Source organism: Burkholderia sp. HI2500 (assembly GCF_002223055.1).
In the GTDB taxonomy this organism is placed as follows: Bacteria; Pseudomonadota; Gammaproteobacteria; order Burkholderiales; family Burkholderiaceae; genus Burkholderia.
Genome location: NZ_NKFL01000006.1, coordinates 2,081,167 through 2,098,570, shown reverse-complemented (window position 1 = coordinate 2,098,570; position 17,404 = coordinate 2,081,167). Strand labels below are relative to the sequence as shown.

Sequence of the window (17,404 nt, the reverse complement as noted above, 5' to 3'; positions counted from 1 at the left end):
CGACAATCCGGAAAGATTTGGACCTTTGTTTAAATGATGCATTTTATATAAGGCCGAGCGTTGGGGCGCCTAACGGACGCCCCGGCTCTGGTGCTATATGTAGACCAGTTCAACTGGCAGTTGCTTGCTGAAATTCCGATAAGCACACGACGTAGTCAATATTCACAATCACGTGTCTAAAAATACATGAGAACTATTCGCCGGGGGAACTATGCAGCGGCACTGCTGCTGATAGCGGCAAGTGTGTCGGCGCAGGAAGCTCCGCGCCTGGCTGCTCAGGGAAACGACCAGCAAATCCGACAGCAGGAAGAGGCGCGTGAGCGCGAGCGAGCAATCTCTGCGCCCGGGGTGCGTTCGGGCGTGACGGGGAGCGCCGGGTATCCGGCACTGCCGTCGGAGTCGCCGTGCTTTCGCATCGATCGCTTCTCGCTCGACGTGCCCGACGCGCTGCCCACGTCCGTGAAAGCGCAAGGCGCGTCGGCCTTGCCGATGGATCGCTTTGCCTTCGCGCGTGAATGGCTCGACCACTACTCCGGCCAGTGCGTCGGCAAACAGGGGCTCGACGTGCTCGTCAAGGGCCTGTCGCAAGCCATCCTGGCACGCGGGTATGTCACAACACGCGTACTGTTGCCCGAACAGGATCTGTCGACCGGCACCCTGAAATTTTCCCTGATCCCCGGCGTGATCCGCCACGTGCGTTTCGCCGACGAGAAACTGCACGGCACCTGGAAAACCGCCTTCCCCACCCGCGATGGCGAACTGCTGAACCTGCGCGACCTCGAGCAGGGTCTCGAGCAGATGAAGCGCGTATCGAGCCAGGACGTGTCGATGCAGATCGTCCCAGCCGACGTGCCGGGCGAGAGCGACGTCGTGCTCGACGTGAAGCGTGGCAAGCCTTGGACCGTGATCGCGTCGATCGACAACTCGGGCACGCGCGCAACCGGCCGGCTACAGGGCAACCTGTCGCTTGGCATCGACAATCCGCTGGGCCTGAGCGACATCTTCAACATCGGCGTGAGCCAGGATCTGGAATTCGGCGACAAGCGTCTCGGCTCGCACGGCTGGAACGGCTTCTATTCGATTCCGTGGGGCTACTGGACGGCTACGCTGTCCGCCTACACGAATACCTACTACCAGCAGATTGCGGGTGTGAACCAGACGTTCGTCGCGAGCGGCAATTCGAAGACGGTCGATTTCAAGCTGGCCCGTGTACTGGCACGCGGCCAGAACGACGTATTCGGCGGATATTTCCGGCTATCGCGCCGATTCGGGCAGAGCTTCATCGAAGACACCGAGATTTCGCAGCAGCGCCGCAACAACACGATCATTGAACTCGGCCTGACCGATCGCCATTATTTCGCTGGCGCACAGTTCGACGGCTCGCTCGCGTATCGCCAGGGCGTCGGCGGGTTCGGCGCGCAGGACGACACATTCGCTGCAGGTGGCGGCCCGACCTATCGCTTCAAGATGGCCGTGCTCGACGCAAACCTGTCGGTGCCGTTTGCAGTCGGCAAGCAACCGTTTCGCTATGTCGGAACGTTCCACGGCCAGTACACCGGCAACACGCTGAACTACCTTGACGACGTGACGATCGGCAGCCGCTACACCGTGCGCGGTTTCGACGGCGAAACGATGCTGGCGGCGGCGCGCGGGCTCTACTGGCGCAACGAACTGCAAATGCCGATTGACCAGACGGGGCAGGCGCTGTACGCGGGGCTGGACTATGGACGCGTATGGGGGCCGCAGCCGATCCTGCTCGTCGGTACGCAACTGGCCGGTGCAGTCGTCGGTGTGAAGGGCAGCGTCGGCACGCGCTTTGGCGCCTACGCGTACGACCTCTTTGCGGGGACGCCTGTCTACAAGCCGTCGGGCTTCCCGACGGCGCGTGTCACGGTCGGATTCCAGGTCACCGCGCAGTTTTGAGTTGATGAGGTGCGTCTGGATCCGTATCGATCCGGACACATCGTACGGTAGCTTTTCCCGGCGCTGCCTGGAATGGCACCGAGCAGTAGGCAGCAATCGGTCACGAGGGTGATCTGTTTTATTAGTTATATTGATCAATAGAGAGAGTGAAAGATGAAAAATAATATTTTTCTCGCGATCCTGGCGGGTTCTATCGTCTTGTTGTCGGCATGCGGTGGTGGCGGTGACGGCGGCGGGAGCAATGCGACGAGTAGCGACAGCGCGACGGGAACCCCTTCGCCGACCACACCGGATCCTCAGCCTGTCACGCTCAAGTGTCCGGACGGCTACAAGTCGATCCAGCTCACCAAGAGTGCCGTTGCGAATGCGACGATGACGCTGGTCACCGACGACGGCGTCGCGACGCTGACCTTCAAGACCCCGCCGGGTGGTGTGGTTCGCGACGGATTGATTTGCCTGGGCAAACCGGATCCGGTGCCTGCAGGCGTGAATGCGGACCTTGTCTACGAGATCAAGTCCTACGGCGGGTTCGACAATATGTTCGACCGCACGCTGACCCTGAACTTCACCTCCAACATCATTCCCAATCCGAGCCCGGCGGTCATCGAAATGGCCGACGTCTCGGGCGGGACCGTCACCTACAAGCCAACCATTCCGGGACCGATCATTTCGACCCCGCCGACCTTCAGTTTGTCGGCGGCTGCAAACTTCACCGGGCTGTACGTTGTGCGTCTGAAGCATTAACCCGGCGACGCGAGCCGGGGTCGCGAATCCGCCGGGGATGTGCCGATTCGCGGCGGCGATCGCGGCGAGGCCCGCAATGCCGCGTGCGAACCGGATCGGGACTTCGTGGATCACGTCCCGTTCCACCGGAATGCGCGGCGCCGTATCGCACGCGGCCGGTTGGCACCCTACACGAGCTGGCCAGCCGGATCGCAACTACCTGGCCGTGCGTGCAAGTCTGGTGCCCGTCTGTCGAACCGACTACACTGCGCAGTCAACGCACACCGCAAGGATTCCTCCATGGGAGCCGGCCCGTCCACGGATCGCTAAGCCGCAACGACCTTCGTCAACCGGTCGTTGCGGCGATCTCCCGTTGTCCCTCGCTGACCAGGCAGATCGCCGCCAGATTCCCTTTTCTGAGCGGATGCCTTGTCATGCCTGAACAATCCACGCCCGTCTGGGCTTATTCGTTGCCGTCGGCGCTGCTGCTGATGGCGCCTTTCGATCTCCTCGCTTCGCTGGCGATGGACGTTTACCTGCCGGTGATCCCGGAGATGCCGTCCGCGCTGGGCACGTCGCCGGCCATCGTCCAGTTGACGCTGAGCGTCTACATGGTCGTCCTCGGCCTGGGCCAGATGCTCTTCGGCCCGTTGTCGGACCGCGTCGGCAGGCGGCCGGTGGTGCTCGGCGGCGCGCTGTGTTTTGCAGCGGCTTCGCTGGCGCTTGCGATCGCTGGCGGCGGCGCCCTGTTCGTCGCACTGCGCGTGCTGCAGGCGCTGGGCGCGTCGGCCGCGCTCGTCGCCACGTTCGCGACCGTGCGCGATGTCTACGCCGATCGCCCGGAAGGCCGCACGATCTACAGCCAGTTCGGCGCGATGCTGGCGTTCGTGCCCGCGTTGGGCCCGCTGCTCGGCGCGGCCATCGCAGCCGCCTGCGGATGGCGCGCGATCTTCGCGACGCTCGGCCTGCTGGGTCTGCTCGCGTGCGGCCATGCGTGGCCACGCTGGCACGAAACGCGGCCGCGGCCGGCGAACCGGCAGGGGCCGTCCGTCGCATCGATTCTCGGCAGCCGGCCCTTTCAGGTTCACACACTCGCGTTTGCCGCCGCGATGGGGGCGTTCTTCGTGTTCTTCTCCACCGCGCCGCGCGTGCTGGTCGGCGGGGCGGGCTACTCCCGCGTGGCGTTCAGCGTGGCCTTTGCGACCGTCGCGATCGTGATGGTCGTCGTGTCGCGCTTCGCAGGGACGTTCGTGTCGAGGTGGGGCGAGGCCGGCTGCGTTGCGCGAGGGGCGCTCACGATGATGACGGGTGCGATCGTGCTGGCCGTCTGTACGGTCCAGACGAAGCCGTCGTTCGCGACGTTCGTGATGCCGATGTGGCTGATCGCGGTCGGTATCGTGCTGATGTCGTCGGTGTCCGCGAACGGCGCGCTGCGCGATTTCGGCGCTGCCGCCGGCAAGGCGGTTGCGCTCTACTACGCGGTGCAGGGCGTGATCGTCAGCGGCGTGGGCACGCTCGCGACGCTAATCTTCGACGGCGCTACCGCGTGGCCGCTCGCGGCCTGCTGCTTCGTCATGGGCCTGCGAGCTTCGTCGCGATCAAGGGGCTGACGCGTGCAACCGGTCGCGCGCGTGACGGGTGCGACAGCAGCGTCTCGTTCGACTGAGCATGCGCGCGGCGACGCGCTGTGGTGTGGGGCCGCGCGGCGCTTCGATGAAGTGGCGGGGCAGCGAGCCCCGCCATTGCCCCAGCGTCAAGCCGGCGCGCGCTGCCCGAATGCCTGCCTGATCCGCGCGAACAGCCCGTGCTGCTCGATCCATTCGGCATACGCACGATAGTCGGGGTCACGCATCAGGTGGCGCTCTTCCGTCTTTGCCCGCGTGTAGTAGATCAGGTTGACCGCGACGAGCCCCGCGCAGTGCATGAGCCCGACCTGCCAGCCGAGCGGCTCGACGAACGGCACCGACACCATCCAGTACGACAGGTTCTTCGTGATGTACGCCGGATGCTTCGTGAAACGGTACGGGCCCGACGTGATGATCCCGCGGTTCGTCAGGTTCGAGAACCGCAGCCCGAACGAGATCGTGCACAGCGCGTAGGTCAACAGCAGCAGGATGATCACCGCGCCCCAGATCACGCGCAGCGTCGGGGCCGACATCAGCCAGTTGTCCCAGAACATCGAGCCTTCGTAGCGGATGTAGTTGTTCGAGAACAGCGACCAGAACGGCTGGTAGCACATCAGCGCGGCCACCCAGCCGAGCGTCGTCGGCTCGACGGTGCGCACGTGGCTGTCGAGGATGCGGAACGTGCACAGATAGCCGACGGTGCCGAACATCAGGTCCATCGTGAACGACAGGTCGTACATGAACACGAAGGTCGCGATCGTCATCGGCGCGTGCATCGCGTTCGCGAGCGACGCGGTCAGGTGATCGGCGTCCTTCGACAGGTAGACGGTCATCAGCGGCAGGAAGAACGCCTTCACGCCCCAGCCGGCCAGCATCTCGCGCACCGGCTTCCAGCTCGCGGGCTGCTCGCGGCGGAACAGGAAGCGGCCCCACAGCAGGTACGCGTCGTCGGTCTCGCGCTGGTGGCGGTCCATCCACGCGAAGTAGAACGGCGCGGCGACGATCACGTACGGCGCGAGCGAGCGCAGCAGCGACCAGAACGGCAGGTAGAACCGGCCGTGGTATTCGGGCAGCAGCCAGTAGATCACGCCGATGCCTGCATAGATCGACGTCAGCGCGCCGAGCCGCGTGGCGACGCGCGCGATGCCGAGCGGCCGGACGGCCTGCCGCGACAGGCCCGCGCTCGGGCGCAGGTAGACGCGCGAGATGAAGATTTCGTGCAGCGCGATCGTGCCGATGATCGCGAGGCTGGCGATGACCGCGCGCGTGGCTGCGTCGAGGGCCGGCTGGTCGCGCGTGATCCACAGCGCGAAGAGGCCGGCGGCGATGCCGAGCAGGCCGGCGCGCAGCGGCGTGGCGGAACGGGGTGGGCGGTCCTGGACCGCGGCGATGCCGTCAAGCGTGGAATTCATGATCGGATCCTCGTACGGATGAGGGCCGGCGCCCCCGCTTGGCGGGTGACGCCGGCCGTCGGCCGGGCTTTGTATGGATGCGCGCCCGGCCATTGGCCTGTGGTTCTGATAGGTAAAGCGTTACTTCTTGTTGCCGCCGCCCAGCAGACCGCCCAGGAGGTTCGTCACCGGCGACAGCAGGTTGCCGGCGCCGCCCGCGGCACCCCCAGTCGAGCCGCCGGTCAGGCCGCCCACCACGGAGCCGCCACCCGCCGGCGTCGTGACCGAGCCGGCCGCACCGCCGGGGCTGGCTGTGCCGGTGGCGCCCGCGGCGCCTGCCGGCGTCGTCAGCGCACCCGTCACCGTGCCGACCGGGCCGCTCGACAGCAGGCCGCCGAGCGTGCCCGTCACGTTGCCGCCCGGCGTCGTGACCGTGCCGGTGAGGCTGGCGCCGAGCGGCGTCAGCGAGTTGACGAGGTTGGTGACCGGCGCGAGCAGGCCGCCGATCCCCGCGCCACCGGTGCCGCTGGTGCCGCCCGTGCCACTCGTTCCGCCGGTACCGCTCGTGCCGCCCGAACCGAGGCCGCCGAGCGCACCCGTCAGCGAGCCGAGCAGGCCCGTGACCGGTCCGAGCGGGCCGCCGCCGCTGGTGCCGCTGGTGCCGCCCGAACCGCTCGAGCTGCCGCCGCCCAGACCGCCCGTCAGCGTGCCGAGCAGGCCCGTGATCGGGGCGAGCGGGTTGCTGCCGCCGGTGCCGCTGCTGGAGCTGCCCGCGTTGTTGTCGTGGACGAGGCCGCCGGTGGACGTCACCGTGTTGCCGAGCTGCGCCACGACACCGCCGAGCGCGCCGCCCACCGGGTTGTCGGTTGCGCCGCCCACCTTCGTGCCGGCGCCGGCGAGGCCGTTGCCGAGCGCGCTCAGCAGGCCGTTGAGCGGCGTGCCAAGCAGCGTGACGCCGCCGAGCGTCTGCGTGGCGCCCGGCGTCGTGACCCCGCCGGTCAGCGTGTTCGTGATCGGGTTGATCACCTTGCCGACCTGCGTCTCGAGCTGCTGGACCGGCGAGCTGTTCAGCGCCGTGTTGAGGCCCGATGCGGTCGAGTTGACGGCGCCGCCGACGGTGTTGACGAGATCGCCGACGAGCGTCGTGACCGGCGACAGCGGCGACAGCGGGCCGGAGCCGAGGCTCTTCACCGCGTTGCCGAGGTTGTTGACCGCGCCGCCGGTGCCGGTCAGCAGGCCGGTGGTCGACGTCAGCGTCGGTCCGAGCGGGTTGGCCGACACGCCGATCGAGCCGAGGCCGGCCGCGACGCCGTTGCCGAGCGCCTGCACGCCGTTGCCGAGGCTCGTGACCGCGTTGCCGACGCTGGTGGCCGTCGTCGGGTTCGTGCCGGGGATCTGCACGCCGCCGATCTGCGCGCCGCCGGTTGCGACCGTCGTGCCGAGTGCCGTCACGAGGTTGCCGGATTTCTGGAGGACATTGCCGAGGGGGGTGACGCCGGTGCCGGAGGTGCCCGACGTACCGGAGGTGCCCGACGTGCCCGACGTGCCCGACGTGCCGGAGGTGCCCGAAGTACCGGAGGTGCCCGACGTGCCGGAGGTGCCGGACGTACCGGAGGTGCCGGACGTACCGGAGGTGCCCGAAGTACCGGAAGTGCCCGAAGTACCGGAAGTGCCAGACGTGCCGGAGGTGCCGGACGTACCGGAGGTGCCGGAGGTGCCCGAAGTACCGGAAGTGCCCGAAGTACCGGAAGTGCCCGAAGTACCGGAAGTGCCAGACGTGCCGGAGGTGCCCGACGTACCAGAGGTGCCGGACGTGCCGGAGGTACCCGACGTACCGGAAGTGCCCGACGTGCCGGAGGTGCCCGACGTACCGGAAGTGCCCGACGTGCCGGAAGTGCCCGAAGTACCGGAAGTACCCGACGTACCGGAAGTGCCCGAAGTACCGGAAGTGCCCGAAGTACCGGAGGTGCCCGAGGTGCCGGAAGTGCCCGACGTACCGGAAGTGCCCGACGTGCCGGAAGTGCCCGACGTACCAGAAGTGCCCGACGTGCCGGAGGTGCCTGACGTACCGGAAGTACCCGACGTACCAGAAGTGCCCGACGTGCCGGAGGTGCCTGACGTACCGGAAGTACCCGACGTACCAGAAGTGCCCGACGTGCCGGAGGTGCCTGACGTACCGGAAGTACCCGACGTACCAGAAGTGCCCGAGGTACCAGAGGTGCCCGAGGTACCAGAGGTGCCCGACGTACCGGAAGTCCCCGACGTACCTGAACTACCCGAAGTCCCGCCACCCGAAGTACCCGACGTCCCACCACCCGACGTCCCCGAAGTCCCCGAGCTGCCGCCCGTCCCTGACGTGCTCGGCTTGATCGTCGGCGGGGTCGTCGGTCCATCGACCGAGCCGCAACCGTAGAGTGCGAGCAGCGACGAGACGGCCATCGTTACCGTCGTCTTCTTGAAGAGTTTGTGCATGTTGGCCTCGACATTGGAAGTGTGTCCAAGCCTCCTCTGCAAATTCCGCGCCACGGCAGTATTCCCGAAACGGTGTCGCGCTTTATTGCAGGATTCGGGAATATACGTGCGATTTAAACGGCGTTCCGGCGGTTTCGCGCGACGGGCACGCAGGGTGCGCCGGCGCGGCGGTTGCGATGTTCCCGCATGCCGCCGTAACGCGCGGCGCGATGTTACGTAGCGTTCGACATCGCGTGACGCGGGCGGCCTCGAACCGAGGGCCGCATCTTTGACGAAACGCGCCGGCCCGATGAACATGGCGCGACATCCCCGGCTGTCGGCGACGCCGCAACGACCACGACTCCACACAGGACACGGACATGAGCGAACAGGACAGGGAATCCGGCAAGGCGCGACGCATCGACGTGATGGGCGAGGCGTTCGTCGAGCGTGCGATGCGCGACCTCGACGGTTTTTCGCGGCCGCTGCAGAACTGGCTGAACGAGCACGCGTGGGGCAGCACGTGGCAGCGGGGCGGGATCGACCTGAAGACGCGCAGCCTGTGCACATGCGCGATGCTGGCGGCGCTTGGCCGCGGCACGGAACTGAAGGGTCACATTCGCGGCGCGCTCAACAACGGCGCGAGCCTCGTCGAGATTCGCGAGGTGTTGCTGCACAGCGCGCTGTACGCGGGCGCGCCGGCCGCGGTCGAGGCATTCCGCAGCGCGCGGGAAGTGATATCGGATCTCGGGCTGTCGGTGCCCGATGACGAAACCTGATGCCGTGCCGGTGCCGGCGGCACGGCACGGAATCAGGCGCTGTTACGCGGTCCCGGCTTACGCGATGCGTGCCGACGGTGCGGCCACCTCGGCCGGCGCGGCGGCGACTTCGAGCAGCCAGTCGGCGGTGGCTTCCGGAATCGTGACCGGCAGCATGTGCCCGCCCTCGACGACCTTCAACCGCACGCGCGCCGATTTCTTCGCGAGCGCTTCGCCGTGCTCGCGCCAGTTCAGGATCGGATCGGCACGGCCGTACAGCACGTCGACCGGCAGCGCGAGATCCGGGTAGCGGCGTTCCATCGCGGGCAGGTCGACCGGCGCCGACAGCAGGTCGGTCGCCGTCGCGTAAAACACGTGCGGGCGCATCCCGAGCAGCCCGCCACCCTTGACCGGGAAGTCACGCGGCACGTCTTCCGGCGCGAACACCTGGCGCACGGCCTTGCGGCCGGTCAGGATCGTCAGCGGAATCGCGAAGGTCCACGACACGAAGCGGCGCACCAGCGGCGACGGCAGCATCAGCGGCTTGAACGGCGCCGGCGGCTCGCTCTGCTCGTGCGACAGCGGCGCGATCAGCGCGAGGCGGCTCACGCGGTCCGCATGATTGAGCCCGACCGCGAGCGCGATCGCGCCGCCGAGCGAGTGGCCGACCAGCACCGGCTTGTCGAGCTGCAGCGCGTCGATGAACGCGGCGACCGTGCGGGCCTGCGCGAACACGTTCGCCTGCGAACCCGCACCGCGGAGCGAGCGGCCGGCGCCCGGCCGGTCGATCAGGATCACGCGATGCTGCTGCGCGAGCCGCGCGAGCGGCAGGTACGCGAAATTGCGCAGCTGCCCCGCGAGCCCGTGGACGAACACGATCGGCGGGCCGTTGCCGTATTCGACGTAATGGATGCGGTCGCCGCCGATGTCGACGAAGCGGCCTTCGGGCGGAAACGCGCGCGTCACCCGGCGGGCCACGTAACCGGTAAACAGCGCGAGCGCGGCAAGCACCGCGACGACGCCGAGCAGCACGTTCTGGATCAGATGGAGCGTAGGGGTCATGTCGGCCTCAGCGGGTTTCGAGTGCGGGTTCGGCCACCGGCGCCGTGGCGGCCGGGCCGGCTTTTGCGCGGCGTTCGAACTGCATCGCCGAATCGGCGAGTCCGCTGAACTTCAGCGATGCGAGATCGAGCACGTAGTTCTGGTGGAATTTCCACGGCTTGCTGTGTCCCTGCTTCGGCAGGATGCCGGCCGCGCGCTGGATGTAGCCCGAGCTCAGGTTGACGGCCGGCACGTTGCCGGGATCGCCGGCGCCGAGCCGCGGCACGCACGTGTCGTAGCCGTTCGCGCGCATGTGGTTGAGCAGCCGGCACACGTAGCGCGCGATCAGCTCGGCCTTCAGCGTCCACGACGCATTCGTGTAGCCGAACGACGACGCGAGGTTCGGCACGTCGCTGTACATCATCCCCTTGTACGACACGGTGTCCGGCAGGTTGACCGCGCGGCCGTCGACGGTGACGCGCGCGCCGCCGAGCATCTTCACCTTCAGTCCGGTCGCGGTGACGATCACGTCCGCGTCGAGCTGCTGGCCGCTCTTCAGCTTGAGGCCGGTCGGCGTGAAGCGCTCGATCTCGTCGGTGACGATCGACGCGCGGCCCGCGCGGATCGCCTTGAACAGGTCGCCGTTCGGCACCAGGCACACGCGCTGGTCCCACGGCATGTAGCGCGGCGTCAGGTGCTTCGCGACGTCGAAGCCGGGGCCGACCTGCTTGCTGGCCGCGCGGATGATGAACTGCTTCGTCCGGTCGGGCTTGCGGCGCGACACGTTGTACAGGTACATCGTCAGCAGCACGTTCTTCACGCGCACGAGCCGGTGCGCGAGCCGCGACGGCAGCACGCGGCGCAGCGCGTTCGCGATCTTGTCGCGCGCGGGCAGCGACACGATGTAGGTCGGCGAGCGCTGCAGCATCGTCACGTGCTGCGCATCGGCCGCCATCGACGGCACGAGCGTGACGGCCGTCGCGCCGCTGCCGATCACGACCACGCGCCGGTTCGCGTACGACAGGTCCTTCGGCCAGTGCTGCGGATGCACGAGCGTGCCTTCGAACGTGTCCATCCCGGCCCAGTCGGGCAGGTAGCCGGCGTCGTAGTCGTAATAGCCGCTGCACATGAACAGGAAGCGGCAGGTGTAGACGAGCGTGTCGGTCGCACCGTCCCGCGTGCGCTCGATGCGCACCGTCCAGCGCGCGCGGTTCGAGTCCCAGTCGGCTGCAATCACCTTCTGGCCGTAGCGGATCGTCTTGTCGATGCCGTATGCGTGCGCGGTGTCGCGGATGTAGTCGAGGATCGTCTGGCCGTCCGAGATCGCCTTGTCGCTGTGCCACGGCCGGAAGCTGTAGCCGAGCGTGAACATGTCGGAATCCGAACGGACGCCTGGATAGCGGAACAGGTCCCAGGTGCCGCCGATCGCGTCGCGCGCCTCGACGATCGCGACGCTCGCATACGGGCAGCGCTGCTTCAGGTGATAGGCCGCGCCGATGCCGGACAGGCCGGCGCCGACGATCAGCACGTCGAGGTCGCTACTGTCGCCGCGGGCGTCGGGGGCGGGCGGCGCGTCGCGCCGGTCGGTCGTCGTCGAGGTCATGCAGGGTCCTTGGTCGGCGTGGTCGGGCGCGCGGCCGGGGCGTGCGCGCGTTCGAGGTTGCGGGCGCGGGCGCGGCGCACGTGGCGCAGCATCAGCCACTGGTAGCCGGCGCCGAGCACGCGCGCGATCCGGTCGAGCCGGCGCGCGTCGGCGCCGACGAGCACGCGGCGCGCATTGCGCTCGACCCCCGCGAGGATCTGCCGCGCGGCGTCGTCGGCCGTCGTCGCGTTGATCAGGCGGTTGGCCTGGCGGCGATGGGTCGCTTCGTCCTGGCCCGTGAGCGCATGGATGCTGGTATCGACGCGGCTTGCGTCGACGATGTTCGTCGCGACGCCGCCCGGATGCACGCAGGTCGCGCTCACCGGTGCGCCGTCGAGTTCGAGCTCCATCCGCAGCGCCTCGGTGAAGCCGCGCACCGCGAACTTGGTCGCGTTGTACGCGCTTTGGGTGGGCATCGCGACGAGGCCGAACAGGCTCGACGTGTTGACGACGTGTCCGTCGCCCGACGCGCGCAGATGCGGCAGGAACGCCTGCGTGCCGTGCACGACGCCCCAGAAGTTGATGCCGACGATCCATTCGAGATCGGCGATGCGCGCGGTCTCGGCGCTGGCGGCCAGCGACACGCCCGCGTTGTTGAAGACCAGGTTGACCTTGCCGTGCTCGGCGCGCACGAAATCGGCCCACGCGAACACCGCGTCGCGATCGGCGACGTCGAGCCGCCGCGTGCTCACGCGCACGCCGTGCTGTGCGCAGGCGGCCGCCGTGCCGGCGAGCCCGACGTCGTTGACGTCGGCGAGTGCGACCTCGCCCGCGCCGCGCGAGCTCGACCGCGAGGCTGCGGCCCATGCCCGAACCGGCGCCCGTGATCGCGGCGACCTTGCCGGAAAACCCGTTCATCCGTTGCTCCTCCGTTCCGCTTGCACTGCGCCGGCGGCGCATCTATTGTGGTGTTGTTCGTCACCACTTTAGTTTTCGGGTGTCCTGATGTCAAATAGCGGAATGGAGAAAGCACTCGAAACGGAAAAAACGGAAAAAAGGGGCCGGTCGTATGGCGGCGTGGCGCCCGAGGTGCGGGCCGCGGAGCGGCGCGACGCGCTGATCCGCGCGGCGACGCGCGTGTTCGGCACGGTCGGGTTCCGCAAGGCGACCGTGCGGTCGATCTGCCAGGAAGCGAAGCTGAACGATCGTTATTTTTATGCGGCGTTCGACAGCACCGACGATTTGCTGCGCTGCACCTACCTGCATCATGCGCAGCAGCTGCACGAGGCGGTCGGGCGGGCGGTGGCCGAGCGCGGCGGCGATCTGCACGAGAGCGTCGACGCGGGGCTCGCCGCATTCTTCGCGTTCCTGCGCGACCCGTGCGCGGCGCGCGTGCTGCTGCTCGAGGTGATGGGCGTGAGCGCGGACACCGACATGACCTACCAGCGCATGCTGATCGACTTCGGCAAGCTCATCATGGCGATCGGCGCGCCGCGCGAAGCGGCAACACCGGCGGAGCGCACCGAGCAGCGGCTGATCGGGCTCGCGCTCGTCGGCGCGATGACGAACGTCGGCGCGGCGTGGCTGCTCACCGACTATCGCGATCCGGAGGCGCAGATGGTCGCGAGTTGCAGGAAGGTGCTGTTGGGGACGCTGCGGGAGGTGGGGTAGCGGTAATGCGTGATTTGACGGTTCGCCATCAATCACGCGTTGATATGGGCGGCCAACCAGATCTTGGCCGGTTGCAAACAATGAGAGGTATGTCGTGGATATCGAATCGTCGGGAGCGTCTCAAGCAACGCTGGTGTTGCTGACGCTGTTGTCTCTAGGTGAGCGCGAAATCGAACAGGGCCATTTTCGTCCTGTCGAGTCCGTGTTTGCGGATATCGAGTGCTGCGACGAATGAGTCCCGAACGTAACGTCTTCCGGTTCGACTGACACGCTAACGCGTGCGGGGTCGCTTCGCGGCTACGCCCCCCACCGTCTCCCCGATCCTCGCCTTCATCGCGTCGACAAACGCCCGCACTTTCGGCGAAGGCAGCCGCGTCGACGGATACACCGCGTGAATCCCGGCCGGCGCCGAGCGCCACGCAGGCAGCAGCCGCACGAGCCGGCCCGCCGCGACGTCGTCGGCGGTCGAGAAATCCGTCAGCAGCCCGAAGCCGCCGCCCGCGAGCACGATCGCGCGGCACGCGGTGGCGGTGTTCGACACGACCGGTGCGACGCAGCGCACGGAAGCGGTGTTGCCGTTCGCGTCTTCCAGTTTGACCGTATGCGCGTGCGGCAGCGACGACAGCATCACGAACGGCAGCGCGGCGAGCGCATCCGGCTCTTGCGGCCGCCCATGGCGCGCGACGAACGCGGGGCTCGCGACCAGCCATTTCTCGTACGTGCCGAGCTGCACCGCGCGATAGTTCGAATCGGCGAGGCGGCCGATGCGGATCGCGACGTCGAGGTTGTCCGCGACGAGATCGACCACGCGGTCGTTCGCGACGAGTTCGACGTCGAGCCCCGGATGCCGGTCGCGCAACGCGACGACGGCAGGCGCGACGACCAGCGCGCCGTAGTCGATCGGCACGCTCACGCGCAGCGTGCCGCGCAGCGGCCCCGCGTCGGACGACACCGCATCGAGCGCGCTTTCGGCGGCGCGCACGATGTCGCGGCACGCGTCGTAGAACGCCCGCCCCGCGTCGGTCACGCTCAGCCGCCGGGTGGTGCGCACGAGCAGGTTCGCGCCGACCTCGGATTCGAGGCGCTGCATGTGCGTGCTGACGACCGTCTTCGCCAGGCCGAGCCGCTCGGCGGCGGCTGTCAGCGAGCCGGCGTCGACCACCGCGACGAAGATCGCCAGCCGGTTCAGGTTCACGTCGCGTAGATCGGCCATCGTCGATTGTCCTATGGAACAGGATGATGTTTCCGCGATTATCCGTCTTCTGGTGACGAACGGCGAGCGCTACGCTGCGGTTGTGCGTCGCCGATCCCCGGCGGCGCGAGAGTCCGGAGCGTTTCCATGTCTGCCGCCAACAAGCCTGCTTCCCCGATCCGTGTGTATTCGTTCCTGCTGTCCGGGCACGCTCATCGCGTCCGGTTGTTCCTGTCGTTGCTCGGCCTGCCGTCCGAGACCGTCGACGTCGATCTGGCCGCCGGCGCGCAGCGCGAACCGGCGTTTCTCGCGCTCAATCCGCTCGGGCAGGTGCCCGTGATCGACGACGGCGGCACGGTGATCGCCGACTCGAACGCGATCCTCGTCTACCTCGCGAAGCGCTACGGCGACGCGCACTGGCTGCCCGACGATCCGGCCGGCGCGGCGGTCGTGCAGCGCTGGCTGTCGTATGCGGCGGGGCCGATCGCGTCGGGGCCGGCCGCCGCGCGGCTCGTGACCGTGTTCGGCGCGCAGCTCGACCAGGAGGCCGCCAAGCGCACGGCCGCCAAAGTGCTCGGCGTGATCGACGGCGAGCTGGCCGGCAAGCCGTTTGCCGCCGGCGCGCAGCCGACGATCGCCGATGTCGCCGCGTATTCGTACATTGCGCACGCGCCGGAGGGCGGCGTGTCGCTCGAACCGTATCCGCACGTGCGTGCGTGGCTGGCGCGCATCGAGGCGCTGCCGGGCTTCGTCGCGATGCCGACGACGCGCGTGGGCCTGCTCGCCGCGTAACACCCACCGAAGCCGAGCCTGTTCAGGGAGAACGCGATGAATGCCCCGACTGTTCCGACCGCCGTCGTACCGGGCTGGGAACTCGACACCGCGCCGTTTCATGCGGGCGAGCTCGCCGTGCAGCAGCGCGCGGGCGTGACGGAGGCCGCGGGTTCGGCCGGCCGGCGCGGGATCCGGCGCTTCATGCCGGACCAGCACCGGACGTTTTTCGCGCAACTGCCGTTCTTCGTGCTCGGTGGCGTTGATGCGCACGGCCAGCCGTGGGCGACGCTGCGGGCCGGCGCGCCGGGGTTCGTGACGTCGCCCGATGCGCGCACGCTGCGCATCGCGGCGCGCGCGCTGCCGGGCGATCCGCTGACCGGCGCGTGGCAGCCGGGCGCGCCGCTCGGCGGGCTCGGGATCGAATTCGATACGCGACGGCGCAATCGCGTCAACGGCGTCGTGCGCGCGGTCGACGGCGATGCGCTGACGATCGCGGTCGAGCAGAGCTTCGGCAACTGCGCGAAGTACATCCAGGGGCGCAAGCCGACGTTCGTCGCACGGGAAGTCGATGCCTCCGCGCGGCCCGACGTGTCGGACGCGTTGAGCGACGCCGATCGCGCGCTGCTCGCGCAGGCCGACACGTTCTTCATCGCGAGCGCGAACACGTCGGCGGACGCGGGCGCCGCGCGCGGCGCGGACGTGTCGCATCGCGGCGGGATGCCGGGTTTCGTGCGCGTCGACGATGCGCGCACGCTGACGACGCCGGATTTCAGCGGCAACCGCTTCTTCAATACGCTCGGGAACCTGCAGCACGATCCGCGTGCGGGGCTGCTGTTCGTCGATTTCGATAGCGGCGACCTGCTGTATGTGGCCGCGCGCGCCGAGATCGTGTGGGACGGGCCGCTCGTCGCGTCGTTCGACGGTGCGCAGCGGGTCGTGCGGTTCCATGTGCGGGAAGTGCGGCGCATGCGCGCGGTGCTGCCGTTCCGGTGGTCGGCGGTCGAGCGTGCGCCGCAGTTCTCGGCGATGGCGGCGGGGATGGTTTCGGGCGTGGGCGCAGCCACTAGGGCGGCGGTGCCGTCCGCTTCCGCTCCTGAATCAACATTAACAGCGGCATCGGCATCGGCATCGGCACCCGCACCCGCACCCGCACCCGCACCCGCACCCGCATGGCGGCCGCTGCGCATCGCGAAGGTCGTCGACGAAGCGCGCGCGATCCGCTCGTTCCATTTCGAACCGGTGGACGGCGGCCCGTTGCCCGCCTACGAAGCCGGGCAGCACCTGACGCTGCGCATCGCGCTGCCGGGCAACGATTCGCCGGCGATTCGCAGCTACACGCTTTCCGATGCACCGGGCGGCGCGCATTACCGGATCACCGTGAAGCGCGAAGGGCGCGTCTCGGCGTGGCTGCACGATCACGCGCACGCGGGCATGACGCTCGACGCGCAGATGCCGCGCGGCCGCTTCTCGTTCGATCTCGCGAGCCCGCGCCCGGCCGTGCTCGTGTCGGCCGGCATCGGCATCACGCCGATGATCGCGATGCTGCGCCGCGCGCTGGCCGACGCTCAACCGTCGCGCCGCGTGGTGTTCGTACACGGTGCGCGTGAAGCGGCTGATCGACCGTTCGCCGAGGAACTGGCACGCGTTGCCGCCACCGACGCGCGCTTGTCGCTCCACTGGTTCGACAGTCATCCTCACGAAGGCGCGGCGGCACATGCCGGCCGCATCGACATCGCACAGCTGAAGCGGATGCTTTCGTTCGACGATTACGATTTCTACCTCTGCGGGCCGTCGGCATTCATGCGCGACTTGTACGACGGATTGCGCGCACTGAACGTGCCGGACGAACGCATCCGTTTCGAGGCATTCGGGCCGTCGAGCGTGGCACGCAGCGCGACCCGTACGACTGCCGCGCCGGCGGCGGCGAGCGTGCCGGTCGTCTTCCGACGCACCGGCCGCGAAGCCGCGTGGACGCCCGCCGACGGCACCTTGCTCGAATTCGCGGAAGGGCAGCGCGTGGACGTGCCGTCCGAATGCCGCTCCGGCTCATGCGGCACGTGCGCGACGCGCGTGCTGTCCGGCGCGGTCGACTACGAGCAGGCGCCCGATGCCACGGTCGAACCCGGTTGCGCGCTGCTGTGCGTCGCGCGGCCCGCGAAGGGGACGGAACCGCTCGTGCTCGACCGCTGACGCACCCATGCGACATGCGGCCGCAGATGGCCTGCTGCGCGAAAAGCGCGCGCAACTGCTTCTTTTTTCGAATGCCGGTTGGA

Annotated in this window: 13 protein-coding genes and 1 pseudogene; 8 read left to right on the top strand and 6 right to left on the bottom strand. The window is 68.3% G+C overall.

Annotation, left to right across the window (positions count from 1 at the left end):
• The first annotated feature begins 186 nt into the window (after nt 1-186).
• From CFB45_RS27115 to cml, 3 genes are all read left to right on the top strand, one after another.
• Nucleotides 187-1,923, top strand: coding sequence for a ShlB/FhaC/HecB family hemolysin secretion/activation protein (locus CFB45_RS27115; RefSeq protein ID WP_089428188.1), 1,737 nt, complete (start codon nt 187-189; stop codon nt 1,921-1,923).
• Nucleotides 1,924-2,076: 153 nt separating this feature from the next.
• Nucleotides 2,077-2,667 carry a hypothetical protein gene (locus CFB45_RS27110; RefSeq protein ID WP_089428187.1) on the top strand — a complete coding sequence of 197 codons (591 nt, stop codon included), beginning with the start codon at nt 2,077-2,079 and terminating at the stop codon, nt 2,665-2,667.
• 413 nt (nt 2,668-3,080) lie between these two features.
• Nucleotides 3,081-4,256: a CmlA/FloR family chloramphenicol efflux MFS transporter gene (cml, locus tag CFB45_RS27105; RefSeq protein WP_089428186.1), complete on the top strand. Its 1,176-nt coding sequence runs from the start codon at nt 3,081-3,083 to the stop codon at nt 4,254-4,256.
• A gap of 143 nt (nt 4,257-4,399) precedes the next feature.
• On the opposite strand, the gene CFB45_RS27100 is transcribed toward cml, so the two are convergent.
• A complete protein-coding gene (locus tag CFB45_RS27100; protein ID WP_089428185.1) occupies nt 4,400-5,683 on the bottom strand; it encodes an isoprenylcysteine carboxylmethyltransferase family protein in 1,284 nt (427 codons plus the stop codon).
• Nucleotides 5,684-5,803: 120 nt separating this feature from the next.
• Complete coding sequence (locus CFB45_RS39585; RefSeq protein ID WP_089428184.1) at nt 5,804-8,134, bottom strand: collagen-like triple helix repeat-containing protein; 2,331 nt, start codon at nt 8,132-8,134, stop codon at nt 5,804-5,806.
• A 359-nt stretch (nt 8,135-8,493) separates the two neighbouring features.
• Between CFB45_RS39585 and CFB45_RS27090 the strand changes: the two genes are divergently transcribed.
• Nucleotides 8,494-8,892 (top strand): carboxymuconolactone decarboxylase family protein, encoded by a 399-nt coding sequence (locus CFB45_RS27090; RefSeq protein ID WP_089428183.1) that lies wholly within the window; start codon nt 8,494-8,496, stop codon nt 8,890-8,892.
• A 57-nt stretch (nt 8,893-8,949) separates the two neighbouring features.
• On the opposite strand, the gene CFB45_RS27085 is transcribed toward CFB45_RS27090, so the two are convergent.
• The 3 genes and pseudogenes from CFB45_RS27085 to CFB45_RS27075 all read right to left on the bottom strand — a co-directional run bounded on the left by CFB45_RS27085 (nt 8,950) and on the right by CFB45_RS27075 (nt 12,412).
• Nucleotides 8,950-9,933, bottom strand: a complete 984-nt coding sequence (locus tag CFB45_RS27085; protein ID WP_089428182.1) for an alpha/beta fold hydrolase — start codon at nt 9,931-9,933, stop codon at nt 8,950-8,952.
• Nucleotides 9,934-9,940: 7 nt separating this feature from the next.
• Complete coding sequence (locus CFB45_RS27080) at nt 9,941-11,515, bottom strand: flavin-containing monooxygenase (protein WP_089428181.1); 1,575 nt, start codon at nt 11,513-11,515, stop codon at nt 9,941-9,943.
• Nucleotides 11,512-12,412: pseudogene (locus tag CFB45_RS27075) on the bottom strand (SDR family NAD(P)-dependent oxidoreductase). The gene CFB45_RS27080 and the pseudogene CFB45_RS27075 overlap by 4 nt, the downstream one beginning before the upstream one ends.
• A 102-nt stretch (nt 12,413-12,514) precedes the next feature.
• Here CFB45_RS27075 and CFB45_RS27070 point away from each other — a divergent pair.
• Nucleotides 12,515-13,165, top strand: coding sequence for a TetR/AcrR family transcriptional regulator (locus CFB45_RS27070; RefSeq protein ID WP_256976871.1), 651 nt, complete (start codon nt 12,515-12,517; stop codon nt 13,163-13,165).
• A gap of 94 nt (nt 13,166-13,259) precedes the next feature.
• A complete protein-coding gene (locus CFB45_RS39140; RefSeq protein WP_174385943.1) occupies nt 13,260-13,400 on the top strand; it encodes a hypothetical protein in 141 nt (46 codons plus the stop codon).
• Between the two features lie 36 nt (nt 13,401-13,436).
• Here CFB45_RS39140 and CFB45_RS27065 read toward each other — a convergent pair whose 3' ends face one another.
• Entirely contained in the window at nt 13,437-14,378 is a 942-nt protein-coding gene (locus CFB45_RS27065) for a LysR family transcriptional regulator (protein ID WP_089428179.1), read from the bottom strand.
• A gap of 126 nt (nt 14,379-14,504) precedes the next feature.
• Between CFB45_RS27065 and CFB45_RS27060 the strand changes: the two genes are divergently transcribed.
• Together CFB45_RS27060 and CFB45_RS27055 are read left to right on the top strand one after the other, a co-directional pair.
• On the top strand, nt 14,505-15,149 hold the full coding sequence (locus tag CFB45_RS27060; protein WP_089428178.1) for a glutathione S-transferase family protein: 645 nt from the start codon (nt 14,505-14,507) through the stop codon (nt 15,147-15,149).
• Nucleotides 15,150-15,185: 36 nt separating this feature from the next.
• Nucleotides 15,186-17,321, top strand: coding sequence for a pyridoxamine 5'-phosphate oxidase family protein (locus CFB45_RS27055; protein WP_089428177.1), 2,136 nt, complete (start codon nt 15,186-15,188; stop codon nt 17,319-17,321).
• The last annotated feature ends 83 nt before the right edge of the window (nt 17,322-17,404 follow it).

Bases quoted from the DNA above. Each gene is read 5' to 3' on its own strand.
- CFB45_RS27115 (WP_089428188.1), top strand. From the start codon at position 187: ATGAGAACTATTCGCCGGGGGAACTATGCAGCGGCACTGCTGCTGATA.
- CFB45_RS27110 (WP_089428187.1), top strand. From the start codon at position 2,077: ATGAAAAATAATATTTTTCTCGCGATCCTGGCGGGTTCTATCGTCTTG.
- cml (WP_089428186.1), top strand. From the start codon at position 3,081: ATGCCTGAACAATCCACGCCCGTCTGGGCTTATTCGTTGCCGTCGGCG.
- CFB45_RS27100 (WP_089428185.1), bottom strand. From the start codon at position 5,683: ATGAATTCCACGCTTGACGGCATCGCCGCGGTCCAGGACCGCCCACCC.
- CFB45_RS39585 (WP_089428184.1), bottom strand. From the start codon at position 8,134: ATGCACAAACTCTTCAAGAAGACGACGGTAACGATGGCCGTCTCGTCG.
- CFB45_RS27090 (WP_089428183.1), top strand. From the start codon at position 8,494: ATGAGCGAACAGGACAGGGAATCCGGCAAGGCGCGACGCATCGACGTG.
- CFB45_RS27085 (WP_089428182.1), bottom strand. From the start codon at position 9,933: ATGACCCCTACGCTCCATCTGATCCAGAACGTGCTGCTCGGCGTCGTC.
- CFB45_RS27080 (WP_089428181.1), bottom strand. From the start codon at position 11,515: ATGACCTCGACGACGACCGACCGGCGCGACGCGCCGCCCGCCCCCGAC.
- CFB45_RS27070 (WP_256976871.1), top strand. From the start codon at position 12,515: ATGGAGAAAGCACTCGAAACGGAAAAAACGGAAAAAAGGGGCCGGTCG.
- CFB45_RS27065 (WP_089428179.1), bottom strand. From the start codon at position 14,378: ATGGCCGATCTACGCGACGTGAACCTGAACCGGCTGGCGATCTTCGTC.
- CFB45_RS27060 (WP_089428178.1), top strand. From the start codon at position 14,505: ATGTCTGCCGCCAACAAGCCTGCTTCCCCGATCCGTGTGTATTCGTTC.
- CFB45_RS27055 (WP_089428177.1), top strand. From the start codon at position 15,186: ATGAATGCCCCGACTGTTCCGACCGCCGTCGTACCGGGCTGGGAACTC.